18 protein-coding genes are annotated in these 18,890 nt (G+C 51.8%); 1 reads left to right on the top strand and 17 read right to left on the bottom strand.

Translation table 11 applies throughout. The features are described from left to right. Positions 1 to 44 precede the first annotated feature (44 nt). Both yycF and DVH26_RS00190 read right to left on the bottom strand, forming a co-directional pair. Positions 45 to 761, bottom strand: a complete 717-nt coding sequence (gene yycF, locus DVH26_RS00195; protein ID WP_239630599.1) for a response regulator YycF — start codon at positions 759 to 761, stop codon at positions 45 to 47. Positions 762 to 942: 181 nt separating this feature from the next. Further along, entirely contained in the window at positions 943 to 2,502 is a 1,560-nt protein-coding gene (locus tag DVH26_RS00190) for a M23 family metallopeptidase (RefSeq protein WP_239630598.1), read from the bottom strand. A gap of 180 nt (positions 2,503 to 2,682) precedes the next feature. Here DVH26_RS00190 and DVH26_RS00185 point away from each other — a divergent pair, with 180 nt between their 5' ends. Continuing rightward, positions 2,683 to 2,943, top strand: coding sequence for a hypothetical protein (locus tag DVH26_RS00185; RefSeq protein WP_239630597.1), 261 nt, complete (start codon positions 2,683 to 2,685; stop codon positions 2,941 to 2,943). Positions 2,944 to 3,278: 335 nt separating this feature from the next. Here DVH26_RS00185 and DVH26_RS00180 read toward each other — a convergent pair whose 3' ends face one another. The 15 genes from DVH26_RS00180 to ssb all read right to left on the bottom strand — a co-directional run bounded on the left by DVH26_RS00180 (position 3,279) and on the right by ssb (position 18,886). Beyond that, on the bottom strand, positions 3,279 to 4,058 hold the full coding sequence (locus DVH26_RS00180) for a hypothetical protein (RefSeq protein WP_239630596.1): 780 nt from the start codon (positions 4,056 to 4,058) through the stop codon (positions 3,279 to 3,281). Between the two features lie 242 nt (positions 4,059 to 4,300). Beyond that, positions 4,301 to 6,064, bottom strand: a complete 1,764-nt coding sequence (locus DVH26_RS00175; protein ID WP_239630595.1) for a glycoside hydrolase family 2 protein — start codon at positions 6,062 to 6,064, stop codon at positions 4,301 to 4,303. Positions 6,065 to 6,081: 17 nt separating this feature from the next. After that, positions 6,082 to 6,906 (bottom strand): carbohydrate ABC transporter permease, encoded by an 825-nt coding sequence (locus DVH26_RS00170; protein WP_239630594.1) that lies wholly within the window; start codon positions 6,904 to 6,906, stop codon positions 6,082 to 6,084. Next, positions 6,907 to 7,782 carry a carbohydrate ABC transporter permease gene (locus DVH26_RS00165; protein ID WP_239630593.1) on the bottom strand — a complete coding sequence of 292 codons (876 nt, stop codon included), beginning with the start codon at positions 7,780 to 7,782 and terminating at the stop codon, positions 6,907 to 6,909. It abuts the gene before it with no gap. Positions 7,783 to 7,871: 89 nt separating this feature from the next. Next, positions 7,872 to 9,167, bottom strand: coding sequence for an ABC transporter substrate-binding protein (locus tag DVH26_RS00160; protein ID WP_239630592.1), 1,296 nt, complete (start codon positions 9,165 to 9,167; stop codon positions 7,872 to 7,874). A gap of 309 nt (positions 9,168 to 9,476) precedes the next feature. Beyond that, a complete protein-coding gene (locus DVH26_RS00155; protein ID WP_239630591.1) occupies positions 9,477 to 10,403 on the bottom strand; it encodes an ArsR/SmtB family transcription factor in 927 nt (308 codons plus the stop codon). Between the two features lie 240 nt (positions 10,404 to 10,643). Continuing rightward, positions 10,644 to 11,927, bottom strand: coding sequence for an adenylosuccinate synthase (locus DVH26_RS00150; RefSeq protein ID WP_239630590.1), 1,284 nt, complete (start codon positions 11,925 to 11,927; stop codon positions 10,644 to 10,646). A 221-nt stretch (positions 11,928 to 12,148) separates the two neighbouring features. Beyond that, positions 12,149 to 13,492 carry a replicative DNA helicase gene (gene dnaB / locus DVH26_RS00145; RefSeq protein ID WP_379459438.1) on the bottom strand — a complete coding sequence of 448 codons (1,344 nt, stop codon included), beginning with the start codon at positions 13,490 to 13,492 and terminating at the stop codon, positions 12,149 to 12,151. 230 nt (positions 13,493 to 13,722) lie between these two features. Then, on the bottom strand, positions 13,723 to 14,169 hold the full coding sequence (gene rplI / locus DVH26_RS00140; protein WP_239630588.1) for a 50S ribosomal protein L9: 447 nt from the start codon (positions 14,167 to 14,169) through the stop codon (positions 13,723 to 13,725). Then, positions 14,166 to 16,127, bottom strand: a complete 1,962-nt coding sequence (locus DVH26_RS00135; RefSeq protein WP_239630587.1) for a DHH family phosphoesterase — start codon at positions 16,125 to 16,127, stop codon at positions 14,166 to 14,168. The genes rplI and DVH26_RS00135 overlap by 4 nt, the downstream gene beginning before the upstream one ends. Positions 16,128 to 16,149: 22 nt before the next feature. Further along, positions 16,150 to 17,073 (bottom strand): DUF2232 domain-containing protein, encoded by a 924-nt coding sequence (locus DVH26_RS00130; RefSeq protein ID WP_239630586.1) that lies wholly within the window; start codon positions 17,071 to 17,073, stop codon positions 16,150 to 16,152. Positions 17,074 to 17,078: 5 nt separating this feature from the next. Next, positions 17,079 to 17,381 carry a MazG-like family protein gene (locus DVH26_RS00125; protein ID WP_239630585.1) on the bottom strand — a complete coding sequence of 101 codons (303 nt, stop codon included), beginning with the start codon at positions 17,379 to 17,381 and terminating at the stop codon, positions 17,079 to 17,081. 52 nt (positions 17,382 to 17,433) lie between these two features. Continuing rightward, positions 17,434 to 17,850 carry a CBS domain-containing protein gene (locus DVH26_RS00120; protein WP_239630584.1) on the bottom strand — a complete coding sequence of 139 codons (417 nt, stop codon included), beginning with the start codon at positions 17,848 to 17,850 and terminating at the stop codon, positions 17,434 to 17,436. Positions 17,851 to 18,077: 227 nt separating this feature from the next. Further along, positions 18,078 to 18,365, bottom strand: coding sequence for a 30S ribosomal protein S18 (gene rpsR / locus DVH26_RS00115; protein WP_239630583.1), 288 nt, complete (start codon positions 18,363 to 18,365; stop codon positions 18,078 to 18,080). A 20-nt stretch (positions 18,366 to 18,385) separates the two neighbouring features. After that, complete coding sequence (gene ssb, locus DVH26_RS00110) at positions 18,386 to 18,886, bottom strand: single-stranded DNA-binding protein (protein WP_239630582.1); 501 nt, start codon at positions 18,884 to 18,886, stop codon at positions 18,386 to 18,388. Between the last annotated feature and the right edge of the window lie 4 nt (positions 18,887 to 18,890).

The raw sequence follows: 18,890 nt of genomic DNA, 5'->3' as shown, positions 1-18,890 counted from the left end.
ACCTTCGCCTGGATCGATTGAAAGAAACGAAGTCCTTTCATGCGTCAGAAGCCTCCGCTTTTCGGATTGCGCATCATGTAGCCAAGCCCTCTCCGTGTCAAAATATATTCAGGCCGGCTCGGATCGTCCTCAATTTTCTCGCGCAGCCGGCGAATCGTCACATCGACCGTACGCACGTCGCCGTAATATTCGAAGCCCCATACCGCCTGCAGCAAATGCTCCCGGGTCATCACCTTGCCGCTGTTTTTGGCCAAATATTGCACCAGCTCGAACTCACGGTGCGTCAAATCCAAAGGAACCTCATCTTTATAGACCACATACATGTCGGAGTCGATAAAGAGCCCCTGGATTCGTATTCCCTGCCTTTTCTCCGGCTCGGAAGGGGCAGGATTAGCCGCCTTCGTCTGACGCCGCAAATGAGCCTTCACGCGGGCTAGCAGCTCTCTCGTACCGAACGGCTTCGTGACGTAATCGTCGGCGCCCAGCTCGAGCCCTAGCACCTTGTCGATTTCGTTGTCCTTGGCCGTGAGCATAATAATCGGCGTGTTCAGACGCACGCGCACCTCCCGGCACACATCCATCCCGTCCTTAACGGGAAGCATCAGATCGAGCAGAATCAGATCCGGCTCCTCGTTGAAGGCAAGCTCCACAGCCGCCCCGCCGTCGTAGGCGCATATAACCTCGTGGCCTTCCTTCTCCAAATTAAACTTCAATATATCCGCAATCGGTTGTTCATCATCGACAACGAGTATTTTCGCCATCCTTACGATCACCGCCTATGAAGAAACTAGTCTTGTATTTAAGCAACAGAAAATCCAGACAAACCCATGCTTCTATCTTACCACACCTTGAAGCAAAAAGAGACATGGACAAGCAGCTTTCCTGCTTCTTCCATGCCTCTCTATTAAGATCTATGAAGAATGATTTTCAACGAAATAAGTGCTAACGATTTAGGAACTTCAGAGGGTTTTGCGGTGCGTCGCTTTGCTGAACCTCGAAATGCAAATGCACGCCTGTCGAATCCCCGGTGCTTCCCATCAGACCGATTTTCTCGCCCTTCTCGACGATTTTGCCGGTTGAGGTGTCAATCTTGCTCAAATGCCCGTACAGCGTCTTGTAGCCGTTCATATGGTCTATAATGACCGCATTGCCGTACCCGCTCTTCACGCCTGCAAAGACCACTTTGCCGTTATCTGAAGCCAAAATGTTTTTGTTCGGCGACGTCAAGTCGATGCCCTTGTGGAACGCTCCCCATCGGGTACCGAACGTACTGCTGATGCTCGACGATACGACCGGCCAAGCGAACTTGCCTGTCCCTTCGCCCTTGATTACCTTCGTTCCTTTGCGAACGACGGCTTTCACCGGCTCCTCGATGATTTCCTCGTTCAGAACCGTTTCATCCGTCATGAGACCGTTCACCTTCGTGACCTGAATCATGACTTTTTTCATGCCGTTCTTGCCTTCCTTAATAGTCTGGGACGTTCCCGCCCGCATGCTGTCGTCCTTCTCGTATTCCGTCTCGTACTGAATCTCTTGAGACTCCGCTACCTTCTCGACCGTCCGAACGGCGAGCTTCGGCTGCAGCACCGTCAAATCCAGCTGCTGGCCGACCTTGATCATATCGTCGCTGATCCAAGGGTTGTTTTGATAGATGACCTGCTTCGGAATATCCAGCTTCTTCGCGATGCAGGAGACGCAGTCGCCTTTTTCCACCGTATATTTCGTAGGCTGCACATCGCCCGTTTCCAGCTTCTTCTTCAGCTCCGCCGGATCCATTACGTCCTGAGGCTGAATTTCGATTTCCTTCAGCTCTACCTTTTGCACGAACTCTACCTTTTCCAATTCCACTACTTGGGCAGGCGGTGCAGCAGAGGCGGACAACACGCGAACCTTGGCTTCCTTCTTATTCTCCAGCGCGGTGTCTTTAATCGATTCGAGCAGCTGTTCTGCCGTTTGCTCATCCTTGACGATTCCCATGGATTTGCCGTCTACGCTCAGCTCCGTTCCTACCGGATAAGCGGTAATGGCGCTGGCGACGCGGTTCAAGACGTCCTTGTCGTTCGTCTCCTCCATGAAAACCTTTTCAACCTGAAACGTGACCTCGGGCTCCTTGACCTTCATCCGGACTTCCTGACTGGAGGCAGCCAATTCCTTGGCTTTCATTTGCTTCAATTGCTCTACTTCCGCCGTATCCTTGACGGTTCCTACTTCCTGCCCGTTCACCGAGACATGATATACGTTCTTCAAGCCGGTGTGCACATAGGTATGGCCACCCCAAACGACTGCAGCTATAACGCCCAATGCGGATATAGTTTTAGCAAGAGTCCATTTATGTAAAAGAATATCCTTAGCTTTATGTGCAGAAGCTTCCATCTGTTGTTCTTCGGTAGCTAGGCTGACTTCCGTGTCGGCAGTCACTTTTTGCGTGCGGATTTGCGAAAGCTTCTGCTTGGACTTGTCCAGCAGCTCCTTCATCCAACCCGTTCCTCTGAAAACTGTCATGTTCTACTCCTTTAAGCCGTTTTCTACGAAAAATACATAAAAACACCTGAATTAGAGACAATAACCACGTAAGACGACCTTCTTAATCAATTTACCACAGTTCGTCTTCATTTTTCAACATTATTCACGGGCTCTGGTTTCGATTGCCGGGGTTTCGTGGCAGGGGTGTGAAGTCAATCCATGGAAAACATAACGGCATTTTTCAAAAATCGGGAGGATATGGACCGCGCTGCGAGCGCATTGCGAGAGCAAGGAGCCATCGATATTCAGCTGTACTCCGCCGGTCAGACAGAACTGGGGGAACTACCTGGAGCTTCCGCTGCATTAGGCATGTCTTCTGCAGAAGAGCATCATGATCATCATATTCTTCAGGTCGTTGTCGAATCATCACGCTTTCGCCAAGCCGAGGATACATTGGCCCGCTACGGGGGCCAGAGGTAAGGAACCATGACATCAGTATCTTATAAATTCTATTAAAGTAAAAAAACCTAGCCTGCGGCTAGGTCCATGTCTAAATTTGTACGTGTATGCGTGGGAAGGGAATGGGGCGTGGGATTCCGGCCGCTTGTTGAAGTCGTGTTCCTTTGAATGATAGCTTGTCGCGGTAGTTCACGACTTCAAAGGCGGACACTGCCGCTCCTCCACCCTACACCCATTCCCTCTCTTGTTCTACTCTGTACTCTCTGTGCTGCTTCCTTACTCCCTAACTTGTTCGTTAAGTGATCATCTGATAACCCGGTGCCATCACAGCCATATTCCCTCATCGGCCGATCTCATCAGCCTGTCGTCTTAATCATGCTAAGAAGCTGAGAATATTCCTCCGGCTTCAAATACGTTTGCAGCAGCTGCTCGATCTGCTTGAGCTCCGCCGCTGTAATGCCGTCCTCCATCAAACGGGATATCGTCTGCATTTCCGCTTGCGGAACCCGCGTTACGAGCATGTTGAAAATTTTGTTCTTCTCGTCGCCCGACAGCTGATCCTTCTTCTTGGTAAATTCCTCTCCGGACACGACGATCCGCTTGCTTTCCTCCGCTGCCGACGACCCGGCTCCCGAGCTTGCCCCGCTTCCGGCCACCGCGTCCTTGCTGATGCCCGAGCCGCTTTCCTGTCCGCTTTGGTGGCCGAATACGGCAACCGCATCCTCCGGCGGCTTTTTGCCGGTGGAAGACCCGCTTCCTTGGTTCGTGGAAGCGTCGGTTCCCGTAGAGCTGCCGCCGGCAGCTCCCGTCTCGGACGGCCGGAGCGGATCCGCAGGGCCGCCCGAAGAATCGATGGCTCCGGCGACGGACCGGTCCGCCGGCACCGTATTCGTACCGGCAGCCTGCTGACCGCCGGTCCCGCCCGTCCCTTGGCCGAACAAGCCGGAGGCCGTGCTGCCGAGGTGTGCCACGAATTGCGACCAGCCGGGCGCAGCGCTAACCGCCGATTTTAAATTATATTGCGTCAATATCAGATCCGCATAAGTGCTCACAGCCCAAAAGGTGGATGCAATACAGACCGCCGACGTAATCAAAGCGGTCAATACGAGCTTGACCAGCCATTCTATTGCTTTCATAAATTCCGCAACTCCCATCTGACTTAAGAAATCCTTATAGCAAGCACCAACGTGCCTCTACCTTCCCCAGTATTGACGATTTTGGCCGATGCCAACCGTTCCAGCCTGTGAAACTTTCATGATGCAGCCAGCGGATCGCTGCTCCGCCGCCTGTGGATTACCCCGGATACCGCAGCTCCACGCAAAAAAGACCCGGCGCAAAAGATACGCCAGGTCTATCCATGCAAACAAGGAAGTCCAAACTACTCCAGATTGATAGCTCGAATCTTGCTCAATTCGATTTTCGGCTTGCGGTCCTCCGTCAGCAATCCGTTGATCTCCTGCTGAACATCGGTCGTCTGCGTATAGCAATAGCCGCAAACATACGGTACGTTCTTGATCGCTTGCGTAATCTCCCGGTACCGTTTCAAAAACTGCTCCTCCGACTGAACCATGCTGCCGTAGCCCCAGCCGGATTCGTTCTTGAAGGCGATGCCTCCATATTCGCTTATGATGATCGGCTGCCCCCGGTAGGCGTATCCTTGAGCGAAGGCCAGCCTATGATTGCTGAACGAGCGCTCATTGCTCACGAGCGGCTCCTTGTCGGCGTAGCGCGAGGCGAACCTCTCGCCGAACTCCTCGTAATCATGCAGCGTGAGAATGTCCGACACGGTATGCTCCCAGCCGTCGTTCACGACAACCGGTCTCGTCGTATCCAGCGACTTCGTCAAATGATAGACCGCCTCCGTAAACGCCTGCTGCTTCCGGTCGGTATAAATATTGGGAACTCCCCACGATTCGTTGAACGGCACCCATGTCACAATGCAAGGATGGTTGTACTGCTGCCGGACGATATCGGTCCATTCCTTCGTAAAACGGCTTACCGCTTCATCCGAGTACTCGTAAGTGGCGGCCATCTCGGACCAGACGAGCAGCCCTTTGCGGTCGCACCAGTACAGAAATCTCGCGTCCTCGATCTTCTGATGCTTCCTCACGCCGTTGAAGCCCATCTCCAGCGTTTTGTCGATATCCTCGATGATCGCCTCCTCGGAGGGCGGCGTCAGCAGGCTGTCAGGCCAATATCCTTGATCGAGCAGCAACCGCTGGTACAGCGGCCGGTTATTCAGATAGATCGTTCCGTTCTCGATCGAGATTTTTCTCATGCCGAAATACGAGGAGACCCGGTCCAGCTCCCGGCCGCCTTCATATAGGACGAACTCGACGTCATACAGGTTCGGATGACCCGGCTGCCATAGCATGACTCTCCATTCGTGGATTTCGCTTGCTATGTCGACGCTTAAGCTGACTGATTCGCGGTCCACCAGAGCGGATATCTGCTTCACCGGCTTCCCTTGAAATGTAACCGCCGTCTCGATGCGAAGGCTGCGCCCTTCCGAGCCTTGAACGCTGTATTGGAACCGGACGGAACGAGTATCGATATCCGGCGTTATTTTGACATCGGCAATGCAGGCGTCGTTGACGAACTCCAGCCACACCGTTTGCCATATACCGGTCGTTTGCGTATACCAGCAGCCGTAGTTTTCTTCCTTCCACCTCTGCTTGCCCCTTGGCTGATAGCAGCTCATGGTGTCCTCGGCTTTAACCACAATGCTTTGCTCGTCTGTATCGTTGCGAAGGGCTTGCGTAATATCAAACGAAAAGGCCGTATACCCGCCTTCATGACTACCGATAAACCGGCCGTTCACCCATACTTTAGCCAAGTAGTCGGCCGCCTGAAAATGAAGGATCACCCGTTTCCCCTTCTGATTTGCAGGAAGCTTCACCTTTTTCTGATACCATACGTGGCTGTGATGAGCTTCCTCCCCTATCCCGCTTGCTTTGCTCTCATAGGTGAACGGAACGATAATGCTCCGGTCCATCACGGACCCGGCATACCACTGCTGCTGCTCTCCTACGTTGCCGTCGTCAAAACGGAAGCCCCACTCCCCGTTCAAGTTCAACCATTCGCCTCTAACGAACTGCGGTCTCGGATATTCCGGCCTCACTGCACTCTTTTCATGAACCATTATCTGTTCTCCTCCTCTTATCCTTTAATTCCGCTGAAGCTGATGCCCTTGACGATTTGTTTTTCAAACAGCATGAACGCAATAATGACCGGTATCGATGCGATAGCATTCACAGTCATAGGAGTCACGTAGTCGACCGTATAGTTCGCGAGCAGCGTAGGGATGCCGACAGGCACCGTATACAGCTCCTCGGAAGTAATGGACAAGTACGGCCACAGGAAATTGTTCCACGATCCGATGAAGGTGAAGATGGAAAGGGATGCGATGGCCGGCTTGGCCAGCGGAAGCACGATCGTGCTGTACGTTTTGAACGAGCCGCAGCCGTCGATTTCCGCGCTCTCGACCAGTTCTCTCGGCACACCGTCGAAGAAGCTTTTTAAAATGACAACCCCAAGAGGCGCAGCAATCCCCGGCAAAATAATACCCAGATAGCTATCCAGCAGCTCCATATCCTTTACCACGGCATAGAGCGGAATGATCGTCGCTTCTCCGGGAATCATCAGGCCGGCGACAAAGAACAGGAAGATCGCCTGTTTATAGTGAAATTGAATTTTCGAAATGGCGAAGGCAGCCAGAGAAGTGAACAGCACGGTCAGCACCGTCTTGACCAATGCGATAAACAGGCTGTTGCCCATCCACCGGAGCATCGACGTTTTGCTTAGCACCTTGGAGTAATTGTCGAACGTATACGGCGGCAAAAACCAGTCGACCAGCGTTTTGATCGGCGAGCCTTCGGTCTTGATAGAGACGAACAGCATCCAGACCACCGGTATCAGGAAACATACTGCGATAATGATGGCGATAACCAGCTGGATCCGATGCAGCAGCGTGACAGACTTCACCTAGACCTCCTCCTTAGGCTTTACCTTGAGCTGAACAAAGGCAAGCACGAGCAAAATCACAAACAATGCGTACGACATCGTGGCTGCGTAGCCCAAATCGTTATTTTTAAAGCCGGTCTCATATATGTATTGGATGATGGGCCTCGTCTTGGTGCCGGGCCCTCCTCTTGTAATGAGCCAGATTTGCGAGAACACCTTGTAGGAGGCGATGATTTGCAGCAGCAGGATGACCCGCGTGATCGGCCCCAGCAGAGGTAATGTCACGTGCCAGAACAGCTGCCCGTCCGTGGCGCCGTCGATTTTCCCCGCTTCGTACAAATAGTCGGGAATATCCTGCAGAGAGGCAAGGTACAGCACCATATTGAACCCGACCGTCCACCACAGCGTCACGCCTACAATGGATACCCATGCGAGAGTTTTGTCGGCCAGCCAGAACGGTTCCGCCGTACTCCCTAGAAGATGCAGCAGCGAATTGATAAAGCCCGTATACGGCTGGAGCATGAAGATCGCCAGGAAGGAAATGACGGAGACCGACAGGATGCCCGGCAAAAAGTAGCTCCCCCGCAAAAACGTACGGAACCTCGTTTTCATATTCGCAAGCAATGCCAGCACGAGCGCCAGCACGATCATCCCCGGAGTCGACAGCAGGACGAACAGCGTCGTGTTCTTCAGCGCTTCCCAAAATTGCGGGTCCTTGAGCATGGCGGCATAGTTGGCCAATCCCACATAGTCCATTTTCTTTATCAGCGTCCAATGATACAGGCTCATTTGCAAGCCCTTCAGCATCGGATAGATCGTGAACAGAACATAGACGATAAAAAAAGGCAGAAGGAACGGAACCGCCTTCAGGTTCCCTATCCGTTTCTTGCTTTTCATTGCGCACCTCTCTCACTGGATCCTTATAAGCCCGGAGGGGCATCCTTCGCCCGCTCCGAGCTTCCGGACGTAAGATTCATCAGGCGTTTTTACTTGATGACTGTTTTCATTTCCTCAATCATTTTCTTAAAGGCGTCTTCCGTCGGAACGCTGTTGTTCCAGATCGTATCCAGGTTGCGGATGACGACGGTTTTGACCGCCCAGTTATAGGCCGAAGGCTTGTTGAAGCTGACGGTGTCGGCAACGGCTACGTAATCGCTTCGGTAAGGAAGCTTCTTGAATTCCGGATCGTCGACGATTTTGGACTTCGCCGGGATATGTCCCGCTTTGGCCCATATTTGGCCGTGGTCGGCAATATAGTTCATGAAGGTGATGGCTGCTTTTTGCTTTGCCTGATCCTCTTTCTTCTGAATCGGAAGGATGAGCGTATGGGAATCGCCCCAGGTCGCTTGCTTGTCAAAAAATTTCGGGATCGGCATGACGCCGAAATCCAAGCCGTTCGTCTGCTCCATCGTGCCGGTGTTCCATACCCCCGACATGAAGAATCCGGCATTGCCCGCCTGGAACGATTTCGTGAAGTTTTCCAGATTCAGCGGAATGACCTGCTGCTTGTGGTACAAATCTTTAATGTAGTTGGCCGCTTGAACCGCCTTGGCCATATCGATCGAAGGGGTTTTCAAATCGTCGGCTATGACATCCTTGCCGCCGAGCTGTGTATATAGCGCCCACCAGAGACGATACGGATCGTCACCTTTGCTCGGGAAGGCGAAAGCCATCTGGTTGCTTTGGAGGCTCGACTTCAGCTTCACGGCGAAATCCACGAAGCCTTGCGCCGACTGGGTCATGATCGGTTTGCCCTTATCGTCGAGCAGGCCTGCCTGCTTCAGCAGCGCTTTGTTATAGAAAAAGATGAAGGGATGGGTATCGATAGGGACCGCGTAGTGCTTGCCGTTCAGCATGGTCGCATTCATAATGTTCTGATTAAAAGAGCTCCAGTCCAGATTCGATAGTTTAGCCGGCGCATCCAGCTCCGTTACAACGCCTTGCTTGATCAGCTCCGGAAGTTTGGACGTATGGGAAACGCCAATATCCGGGCCGTTGCCGGACGAAACCCCGGTGATCAGCTTGGTGTAATATTCCCCCCATTCCAGCATCACGTTTTTCACCTGGATATTCGGATTGTCCTTGTTGAACGAATCGATCATCTGCTGCATGAAATCTCCGTCTCCGCCGCTGAATAGAGACCAGAACACAAGCTCTACCTTGCCGTTCGAGGCAGGCGGCTTGTCGCCCCCTTCCCCTGCCTTGGTCCCGCCGGATGTGCAGGCTGCAAGCAGCCCAAGAACAAGAACCAGCGATAGTAGTAATGAAAGCCCTTTCTTCATAGATTACACTCCCCTTCATCATAGTGTTCCGAACGATAACGAAACGACATCCTTGTTTCATTACAATATTTATGTAACGGTAGATCCAAGAATGCTATCGATGGTCATTTCTTTTTGGGGAACATTCGTAGTGCTTTCGGGGATACAGGCTTGTCCTGCGCTTACTTTCGTTCACTATATCGTGATTTATTACCGTTTTTTTGTAATAAAGGACAGTCCGCGGCTCATGGCTTCTTTTGCAGACACAAAAAAAGAGACTCCCCACGCAAGCAGCGCCGGCAGTCTCCCGATGGTTGTCCATCTATGATTCTATGATTCCTGATAGGTGACCTTCATCTTAATATCATGCTCGAAGTCTCCGAATTCTTTGCCAAACAAGTTAATGCCGCCCTTATGGACCGCATTCGATTTGACCCCGATCTTGAACGTGACGAAGTCGCTCTGCGCCAGCTTAAGATCGGTGACGTTGACATTCGAGATAGGCACATCGTCGATAGACGATTTGGATTTATCGATTTTCCACGTCTTCACCACACCGAACTGCGTGTTATGGTCAGACCACCAGGCCGGGTTCAGCCGTCCCTTCCGCCCCCCGAAATCTCCCGGACACGTCCACGTTCCAATTTCCATGTCATTGACCCATACCGTAATATCGGACGGCCAGTCGTTATCGTAGCTTGGCGCCTCCGAGCAGAGCTCCAGGCTGAACTGTACCGATTCCACGCCCGGTTTGTAGGCGGTGCCCAGCGGAAACTTGTACTCCACGTAGCCTTTCCGAAACCATATTAGCTGCGCCGTCGCCCGGTTCGGATGGAAAAAGCTCGAGGGACTGTCCTCGGGAATGATCATCTGCGTGGAATTGGCCATGCCGCACGTTGGATACACCTCACAGTCGACAAACTGCCCGACAGGCATATCGATCTCGTAAGCGTGAATGCCGTTCTGTACGAACGTCCCCGGATTCAGGTTAATATGCACATCATGAAAGCTTCGGCTGCACACCTTCATGACACCGCGGATGCCGGGCTGCAGCTCGGTCAAGACCAGCCCCGCCTTCTCTAGAATCCGAATATGGGATGCCGCGGTCGATACCGGAATATGCAGCGATTCAGCTATCTCCATAATGTTCATGTTGCGGGTGTTCAGCAGATGAAGAATGTGGATTCTGACCTCGGAAGCCAAGGCGTGCGCTACCTTTGCCAGCTCATCAGGCTTACTTATGTCCAAATTAAGCATAGACGCCTCCATACGTAAATACAGACTAGGGTGCCGGGTATTCCGCTGAACGGAACGCTTTCGGTCTTGCCCGGATGGATGGGAACGGAACTTTTTTCACAGTTCATTTTACTTTCTGTCCATAGTCATTGTCTATGAGGCGAATTGAACTTTCAGACGTTTTCCACGTAAAAAAACCTCCCGAAGCTCAACATACAGCCTCAGGAGGTTGATATTCGTACCGTATTGAAGACGGTACAATTAATAGATCGGTCTTACCAGGTTCGTTTGCTCACGATTACGGCCAACCGAGAAAATAGCGATTGGGATGCCTGTCAGCTCGGATACGCGCTCAACGTAGCGTCTTGCATTAGCCGGCAAATCCTCCAGCTTACGAACGCCGGTGATGTCCTCGCTCCAGCCTGGAAGCTCCTCATACACCGCTTCGCACTCTGCCAGCATGTTCAGGCTTGCAGGGTAATGCTCGATCACTTCGCCGCGGTATTTATAAGCGGTACAAATTTTGACCGTTTCGAGGCCCGCCAGAACGTCCAGAGAGTTCAAGGACAAGCCGGTAATGCCGCTTACGCGACGCGCATGACGGACAACAACGCTGTCGAACCAGCCTACACGACGAGGTCTGCCGGTTACTGTACCGTACTCGTGACCCTTCTCGCGAATCCAGTTCCCGGTTTCATTATGAAGCTCGGTAGGGAACGGACCGTCGCCGACACGGGTAGTGTACGACTTGGCTACGCCGATGATTTGACGGATTTTGGTCGGTCCTACGCCGGAACCGATACATACGCCGCCAGCCGAAGGGTTGGACGAAGTAACATACGGATATGTACCTTGGTCGATATCCAGCATAACGCCTTGTGCGCCTTCGAACAGCACCTTCTTGCCATCGTCGATCAAATCGTTCAACACAACGGAAGTATCGGTCACATATTGACGGATACGCTCTGCATAGCCCAAGTATTCATTAATGATAGCGTCGGCATCCAAGCCTTTCGAACCGTATACTTGCTCGATCAGCACGTTCTTCTCGGCAACCAGATGGCGAACCTTACGCTCGAATTCTTTCGCGTCCATCAGGTCGGCGATACGAATGCCGTTTCTCGCCGCTTTATCCATATAGCAAGGGCCGATCCCTTTGCGGGTCGTACCGATTTTGTTGTCGCCTTTGCGCTCTTCTTCAAGACCGTCCAGCACCAGATGATACGGCATGATAACATGCGCGCGATCGCTGATTTTCAGGTTATCCGTAGTAAAGCCGTTCTCATGAATATATTGAATTTCATCCAGCAACGCGCCCGGATTAATAACCATCCCGTTGCCGATCACACATACTTTATCTTTGTAAAAAATACCCGAAGGAATCATCGTCAGCTTATATTTCTTGTCATCAATCAAAATCGTATGGCCGGCATTGTTACCGCCTTGATAACGTGCCACCACTTCAGCGGATTCAGCCAGGAAATCCGTAATCTTTCCTTTTCCTTCATCGCCCCATTGGGTTCCGACAACCACAACCGTTGACATGCACATAACCCCCATTAGGTGAGATTCACCTATAATTAGCCAAAAGGCCTAAAAGCACCATGAATATTTTATCAGTACAACGCGGTAAAGTCAATAAAAACGAACAATAGTGCAGGCCTCTGTACCATTGTTCGGATATATTTCATATTTGAAAATGCGACGCCAAAATGCTGCATTGATGCATGACTGCAGCCGATTTTGTTCCCCGTGCAACATTAGAATTACCCGGCAGCCATATCTTGATGCGTCCGGTCGAGACTGACAAACTTGTTGAAGTTTTTCAAAAAAGCAAGCTCGACCGTGCCTACCGGACCGTTCCGCTGCTTGGCGATAATGATCTCGATGATGTTCTTCTTCTCCGATTCCTTGTCGTAATAATCGTCCCGGTACAAAAACGCGACGATATCGGCATCCTGCTCGATTGAACCGGATTCCCGCAAGTCGGACATCATCGGCCGCTTGTCTTGACGCTGCTCTACGCCCCGGCTCAGCTGCGACAGTGCGATGACCGGAACATCGAGCTCACGGGCGATTTGCTTCAGCGTACGCGAAATCTCGGATACTTCCTGCTGCCGGTTATCTCCTTTGCCCCGTCCGTGAATCAGCTGAAGGTAGTCGATCAAAATCATGCCGAGTCCCCTCTCCTGCTTCAACCGCCGGCACTTGGCGCGAATATCGGCGACCGTTACCGAAGGCGAGTCGTCGATATAAATGTTCGCTTCGGACAAAGCTCCGATAGCCATCGTCAGCTTCTCCCAATCGTCGCCCTCCAGGAAGCCTGTCCGCATGCGTCCGGCGTCGACGTTGGCTTCGGCGCAGATCATACGCTGCACCAGCTGCGCGGCGCCCATCTCCAGACTGAAGATGGCGACGGTCTCCTTCTCGCGCACCCCAACGTTCTGTGCGATGTTCAATGCGAAGGCCGTCTTACCTACGGAAGGACGGGCGGCTACAATGATCAAGTCCGAGCGCTGAAAGCCGGACGTCATCTTATCCAAATCGTGGAACCCCGATTTGACTCCGGTTGTTCCTCCTTTATTGTTATAAAGGTATTCAACCTTATCGAACACCTCCATCAGCACGTCGCGGATGGCTACGAAGCCGGTGCTCGAGCGGCGCTGCGATATTTCGAGAATGCGCTTCTCCGCATCGCTCAATAGATCGCCCACATCATCCGCCGCGGCGTAGCCGTCGGTGACGATGTTCGTTGCGGCGCGGATCAACCGCCGCAGCATCGACTTCTCTTCTACGATTTGCGCGTAGTAGTCGATATTGGCCGCTGTCGGCACCGCGTTCGCCAGCTCCGACAAATACTTGATCCCGCCGATTTCCTCCAGCTCCTGCTTGTTTTGCAGTCGCGCGGTCAGCGTGATCAGGTCAATCGGCTCATTCTCCTCCGCCAGCTCGATCATGGATTCGAAAATACGCTGGTGCGATGTGCGATAAAAATCATCGCTCGAAATACGTTCCATCGCGGTGACAAGCGAATCGCTGTCAAGCAAAATAGCGCCGAGCACGGCCTGCTCGGCTTCCAGGTTTTGCGGAGGGATCCGATCCATAAACATACCTTCAGCGTTCAAGTCGTATCCTCCTCTTTAGGAAATGACCCCGTCATGGGTTTGTGAAAACATGGGCCGAGCCCTATCCCGGCCGTCCCGGCTCTCTATTGTATCCAACGGTGAACAGTAGGAAGGCTTTCCTTATAGGAAAGCCTCGGTGGTTGCCGCAACGCTCTCTTGTCTATCATACAATTGCAAGGAGCGCAGCAGCTATAAGTATATTCATCCAGCCCGGATTATTCTTCGGTTACATGGACCTTCAGCTTCGAGGAGACTTCCGGATGCAGCTTCACGGCAACCTCGGTAACTCCCAGCGTACGGATGGAATCCTCCATCATGATTTTCCGCTTGTCCAGCTTGATCTTTTGCTGCTTCTCCAGCTCTTCCGCTACTTGCTTGCTCGTAATGGCGCCGAACAAGCGTCCGTCTTTTCCGGACTTCGCTTTCAGCTGAACCGTCAGCGCCTCCAGCTTTTTGCCAAGCTCAACGGCGTCGGCTTTCTCTTGATCCTTCTTCCGCTGTTCCGCCTTCTTCTGGGTTTCCAGCACTTTCATCGACGATTCGTTAGCCGGTGCAGCCAGCTGCTGCGGGAACAAGAAATTGTTCGCGTAGCCCTCGGAAACGTTTTTGACTTCCCCTTTTTTACCTTGACCTTTAACATCCTTCAGCAAAATGACTTTCATTCGAAAAGCCCCTCCTCTGCTTCAATCTCATCTAGTATTTGTTTCAGCTTCTGCTCGGCTTCAGCTACCGTGCTCTCCAGCTGAGTCGCAGCATTGGTCAGATGACCGCCGCCGCCCATCCGTTCCATAACCACCTGAACGTTCATTTGTCCCAGCGACCTGGCGCTGATCCCGATCAAACCGTCCGGCCGCTCGCCAATGACAAAAGATGCCATTACCCCTGTCATAGTTAACAATGTATCAGCAACTTGCGCGATGAGCAACTGCGAATATTTCCGGTTAGGCTCCGTGACGGCTATTGCGATATGGTCATGGATGATGACCGCATTCTTGATGACCTCGGACCGCTGAATATATGCGTCCAGATCCTCCTTCAACAGCCTCTGGATCAGCGACGAGTCCGCTCCGTTGCGTCTTAAGAAAGAGGCCGCCTCGAACGTCCTGGCGCCGGTACGCAGACTGAAGCTTTTCGTGTCCACGACAATCCCGGCAAGCAGCGCCGTCGCTTCCAGCACGCCCATCGTCAACCGGTCGTTGAAATACTGCAGCAGCTCCGTTACGAGCTCACAGGTGGAGGAAGCGTAAGGCTCCATGTACACCAGCGTCGCGTCTTGAATGAATTCTTCTCCGCGGCGGTGATGATCGACGACGAATTTGCGCTGCGTCAGCTGCAGCAGCTTCGGCTCGGCAACCATGGAAGCCTTGTGCGTATCCACCACGACAGCGAGCGTCCGCTGATTCGTAATTTGCATCGCCTGCTCGGGGGTAATGAACCACCGGTTCAGCTTCTCGTCTTCATATATTGTATCCATCAGCTTTTGAATGGAAGGATTGATTCCTTCCAGCACAATATAGCCTTCTTTATTGCTCACATGGACCGCCTTGAGCACCCCGATCGCAGCGCCAATTGCATCCATATCCGGGTACCGGTGACCCATGATGATGACTTTGTCGCATTCCTTGATCAAATCGCGGAGGGCATGAGAGATAACCCGTGCCCGGACTCTTGTACGCTTCTCGATAGCGTTAGAGCGTCCGCCGTAGAACGACAGCCGCTCGCCGACCTTGACGGCCGCCTGGTCGCCGCCGCGTCCTAACGCCATATCCAAGCTCGTCTGCACCAGCTGTCCGAGCTCCGTCAGCGAGTCGATGCCGGCAGCGATCCCGATGCTCAAGGTCAGCGGAAGCTTGTTCTCGATCGTCAGGTCGCGAACCTCGTCCAATATTTCAAACCGGGATTGCTCGAGCGATTTCAGGCCTTTTGTGTTCATCAGAATGAGGAACCGGTCTGATGCCGTGCGCCGCAAGTAGACGTTGTTCTTTTGCGCCCACTCCGTAATCTCGCCGGTCACCCGCGCGAGCATGATGCTCCGGGTCTGATCATCCATCCCCTGCGTCGCTTCTTCTAGATTGTCCATCATGACGATCCCCATTGCGATGCGCTCTTCCTCATACCGTGCCGTCAAGGTACGGTGCGCCGTAATGTCGGTAAAATACAACAGCCGCTCGTCCGGCTTGATTTGAACCAGGTACATACTTTTGCCGATGGCGATCTCGAGCTTCAAATCCTTTTCCTTGCGCGCCTTGAGCGCCGGAAACAATTCCACCAGCGATTCGCCTATCAGCGATTCCTTCGACACCATCTTGGCGACGAACGGGTTGTGCCACTCAATGATCTTCTCCTCGTTATACAGCAATATCCCGATCGGTAGCTCATGGATGACTTCATTGCCGGCTCGCTTGATCCGATGGGATAGCGTTCCTACATAATCGTTCAAATCCTTGCGGAACGCCTGCTCCGCCTTCAAAGTGAAGTAAGCCAAAATGCCGCACAAAAACAAGGCGATCACACTGATCAGCCATTGATATACCATAAGAATGAATATCAAGACCGTCAATAAAACAAATATCCATACGATATGCAAGCCGTGCCATCGCTTTAGCAGGAACTTTGGCATTCCACTCGCTCCTAATCCATCATTATTTTCGCGTCATTCGTTCACGGATCGGAAAGGCTACGTCAAACACGCCTAGCATACTGAAGATGAAGTAGGCCGGAGGGAAAATGAACAGCAGCACGATGCCGCCGATAGGCAGCGCCCGATTCCAACGATTCGTATGAACCACGAAAAACAAAAACGCTAGTGCTTGTATTGCAAAAGCAGCTGTCAGCAGCGGCAGCAGGTTAATCAATATGGTGAACAGCATCGAATTCGTATCTTTAACGAAAAATTCCATAAACAAAGCGATCATATAATACCATACGAACGACCGCGGCAGCATCCATTCGCGAATCGGCTTGAATGCAGGAATCGATTCTCCGGAACGGTTCAATATTTTTCTCGACAGCCAATGCGTGATGACGATGAGGAATAAGGAAATCCCTATCATGTACAGCGGCAGCATTTGGCTCATCAGCTGGACAAGAACATCCTGGTCCAGCGCTACCATGCCTTTCAGCTGATCCGGCAGCGTGTTGATGCTCTCCGTCATAAACTGCTTGATTTTATCGATAATATTAAATCCGAACATATAACTGACTACAAGGCTTAACAGCATCTCGGCCAGCAAAGTCACCGTTCCGGCCGTCAGTACCGTACGGGCTGCGGCCCGTTTCTTATACAGATTGCCCATCTGGATGACTGGAGGCAAAAAGAACAGCGACATCGACACGAGCAGCACGCCCACCCATCCTACCAAAAACAAGGAGGTCAGCACGTACACTATGGCCAGGCTCACGCCGTAATGGAGCAGAAACCGCTTCGTATCCAGCTTTACGAACTGAACGACGACCGGAATCATCAATAAACTGAATGTAATAATACTAAGCGGCGTAATAACCGAAAGCAGCAGTAAGATTGTCGCTGCACTCCAGCCTAGCATTCGTACGGAACTCTTCCCCAACACCTTCACCTCTTACGCAAATGTTCTTCCAAAGCGGAAATATCGCCGTACCATTCTTCCAATTGGTGCCCATCTTGCCTATGCTTCTTCATTTTCTCCAAAACCGCTTCGTCTAAACTGCGCAGGGAGATGCCGAGACGCCTTCCAAGAATATAGCAGCAGGCAACAAGGCTTGCTAAACCGTCTATAATTTTATGATGGCTTCCTTCCCATATGCCTTTTAACAAATGTGCCATTTGATCGACGAGCTCTGTTTTCAGCCATTCAATGATCTTGGCCCGCTTTGCCAAATCCATATCCCGATCCATTGGACAAGCCGCCTTTCTCTATAACCGACACTTAGTTAATTATACCACAATTTCAAACCTTTTGTTCTGCCTGCCAAAGCTTGAAGCAATAATCGATGATCTCTCTTCGGCGGATAATGCCTATGAATACCTCATTATCGTCGATAACGGGAACGTAATTCTGATTGGTAGCCAGCGTAATTAGATCCTGCATCTGCTGATCGATCCGGACCGGCTTAATATGCATATGCTGCGGAACGTCCTTCAGCTGTACTTTATGAGTATTCTCGAACCCGATCTCAGGCGAATGCTTCAGCTTCCATAACAGGTCGCCCTCGGTTATCGTACCGGCGTATTTGCCGTTGTCATCGATTAACGGCACCGCCGAGTAGCGGTGGTATTCCATACGCTCCAATGCCTGACGCATCGTTGAATGAGGGGATAAATAAATGACGTCATCTTTAGGCAGTAGAAAAAACGCGATATTCACCTAAGCCACCCTTTCTCCTTCTTAACTTCCATGGCGCTGCCTTCTTCATAATACACTATGATGGGAGCCGAAGATATACAACGCCTCTTTGCAGATCCCTTTTATTTTACCAGATGTGCTCGACAGGTTCACCTTTCCCAGTTAGTCCCTCCACCCGGTAAAAATAACTCCACCCACCCAATAAAAAAAGACAGCCGGTATCCCGACTGTCTTCTTCCGTCCATCTACTACTCAGTTGTGTAAGGCAACAACGCTACTTGACGGGAGCGTTTGATCGCAATCGTCAGCATACGTTGGTACTTAGCGGAAGTTCCTGTTACACGGCGAGGAAGAATCTTGCCGCGCTCCGAGATAAACTTCTTGAGCGTTTCGATGTCTTTATAGTCAATGTGTTTGATTTTGTTTACAGTAAAGTAACACACTTTACGGCGCTTGCCGCCTTTTTTACCACCACGACCGCCGAATTTACGCTCACCGCGCTCTTCGCCGCCGTTGTCTCTTCTTTGAAAGCCCATCGTATTCAGTCCTTTCTACGTTAGAATGGCAAATCATCATCGGAAATATCAATCGGTCTTCCGTCATCCTGGAACGGATCTTGATTGTCGCGCGCTCCGCCGTAACGCTGTTGACTTTGACCTTGTTGACCTTGACCTTGCGGTCCCGGGCCACCATAACCGCCGCCACTCATTCCTTCTTCACGGTTCCCGCCGCCGCTGTTAGCAGATTCCAAGAAACGAACATTATCCGCAATAACTTCCGTCACATAAACGCGCCGGCCTTCGTTATTATCGTAGTTACGCACTTGTATCCGGCCTTCTACAGCAGCCAAACGGCCTTTACGCAAATAATTGGCACAGGTTTCAGCAAGCTGACGCCATGTCACAATATTGATAAAGTCCGCTTCACGCTCTTTCTGCTGGTTCGTAAAAGGACGATCCACAGCAAGCGTAAATGTCGTCACGGCAACGCCTGACGGGGTATAACGCAATTCAGGGTCACGAGTCAGCCTTCCAATCAGAATCACACGATTTAGCAACCTA

It is taken from the genome of Paenibacillus sp. H1-7 (assembly GCF_022354825.1).
Classification (GTDB): domain Bacteria; phylum Bacillota; class Bacilli; order Paenibacillales; family NBRC-103111; genus Paenibacillus_S.
The sequence above is the reverse complement of the archived record's forward strand: the minus strand, read 5'-3'. Positions and strand labels throughout refer to the sequence as shown.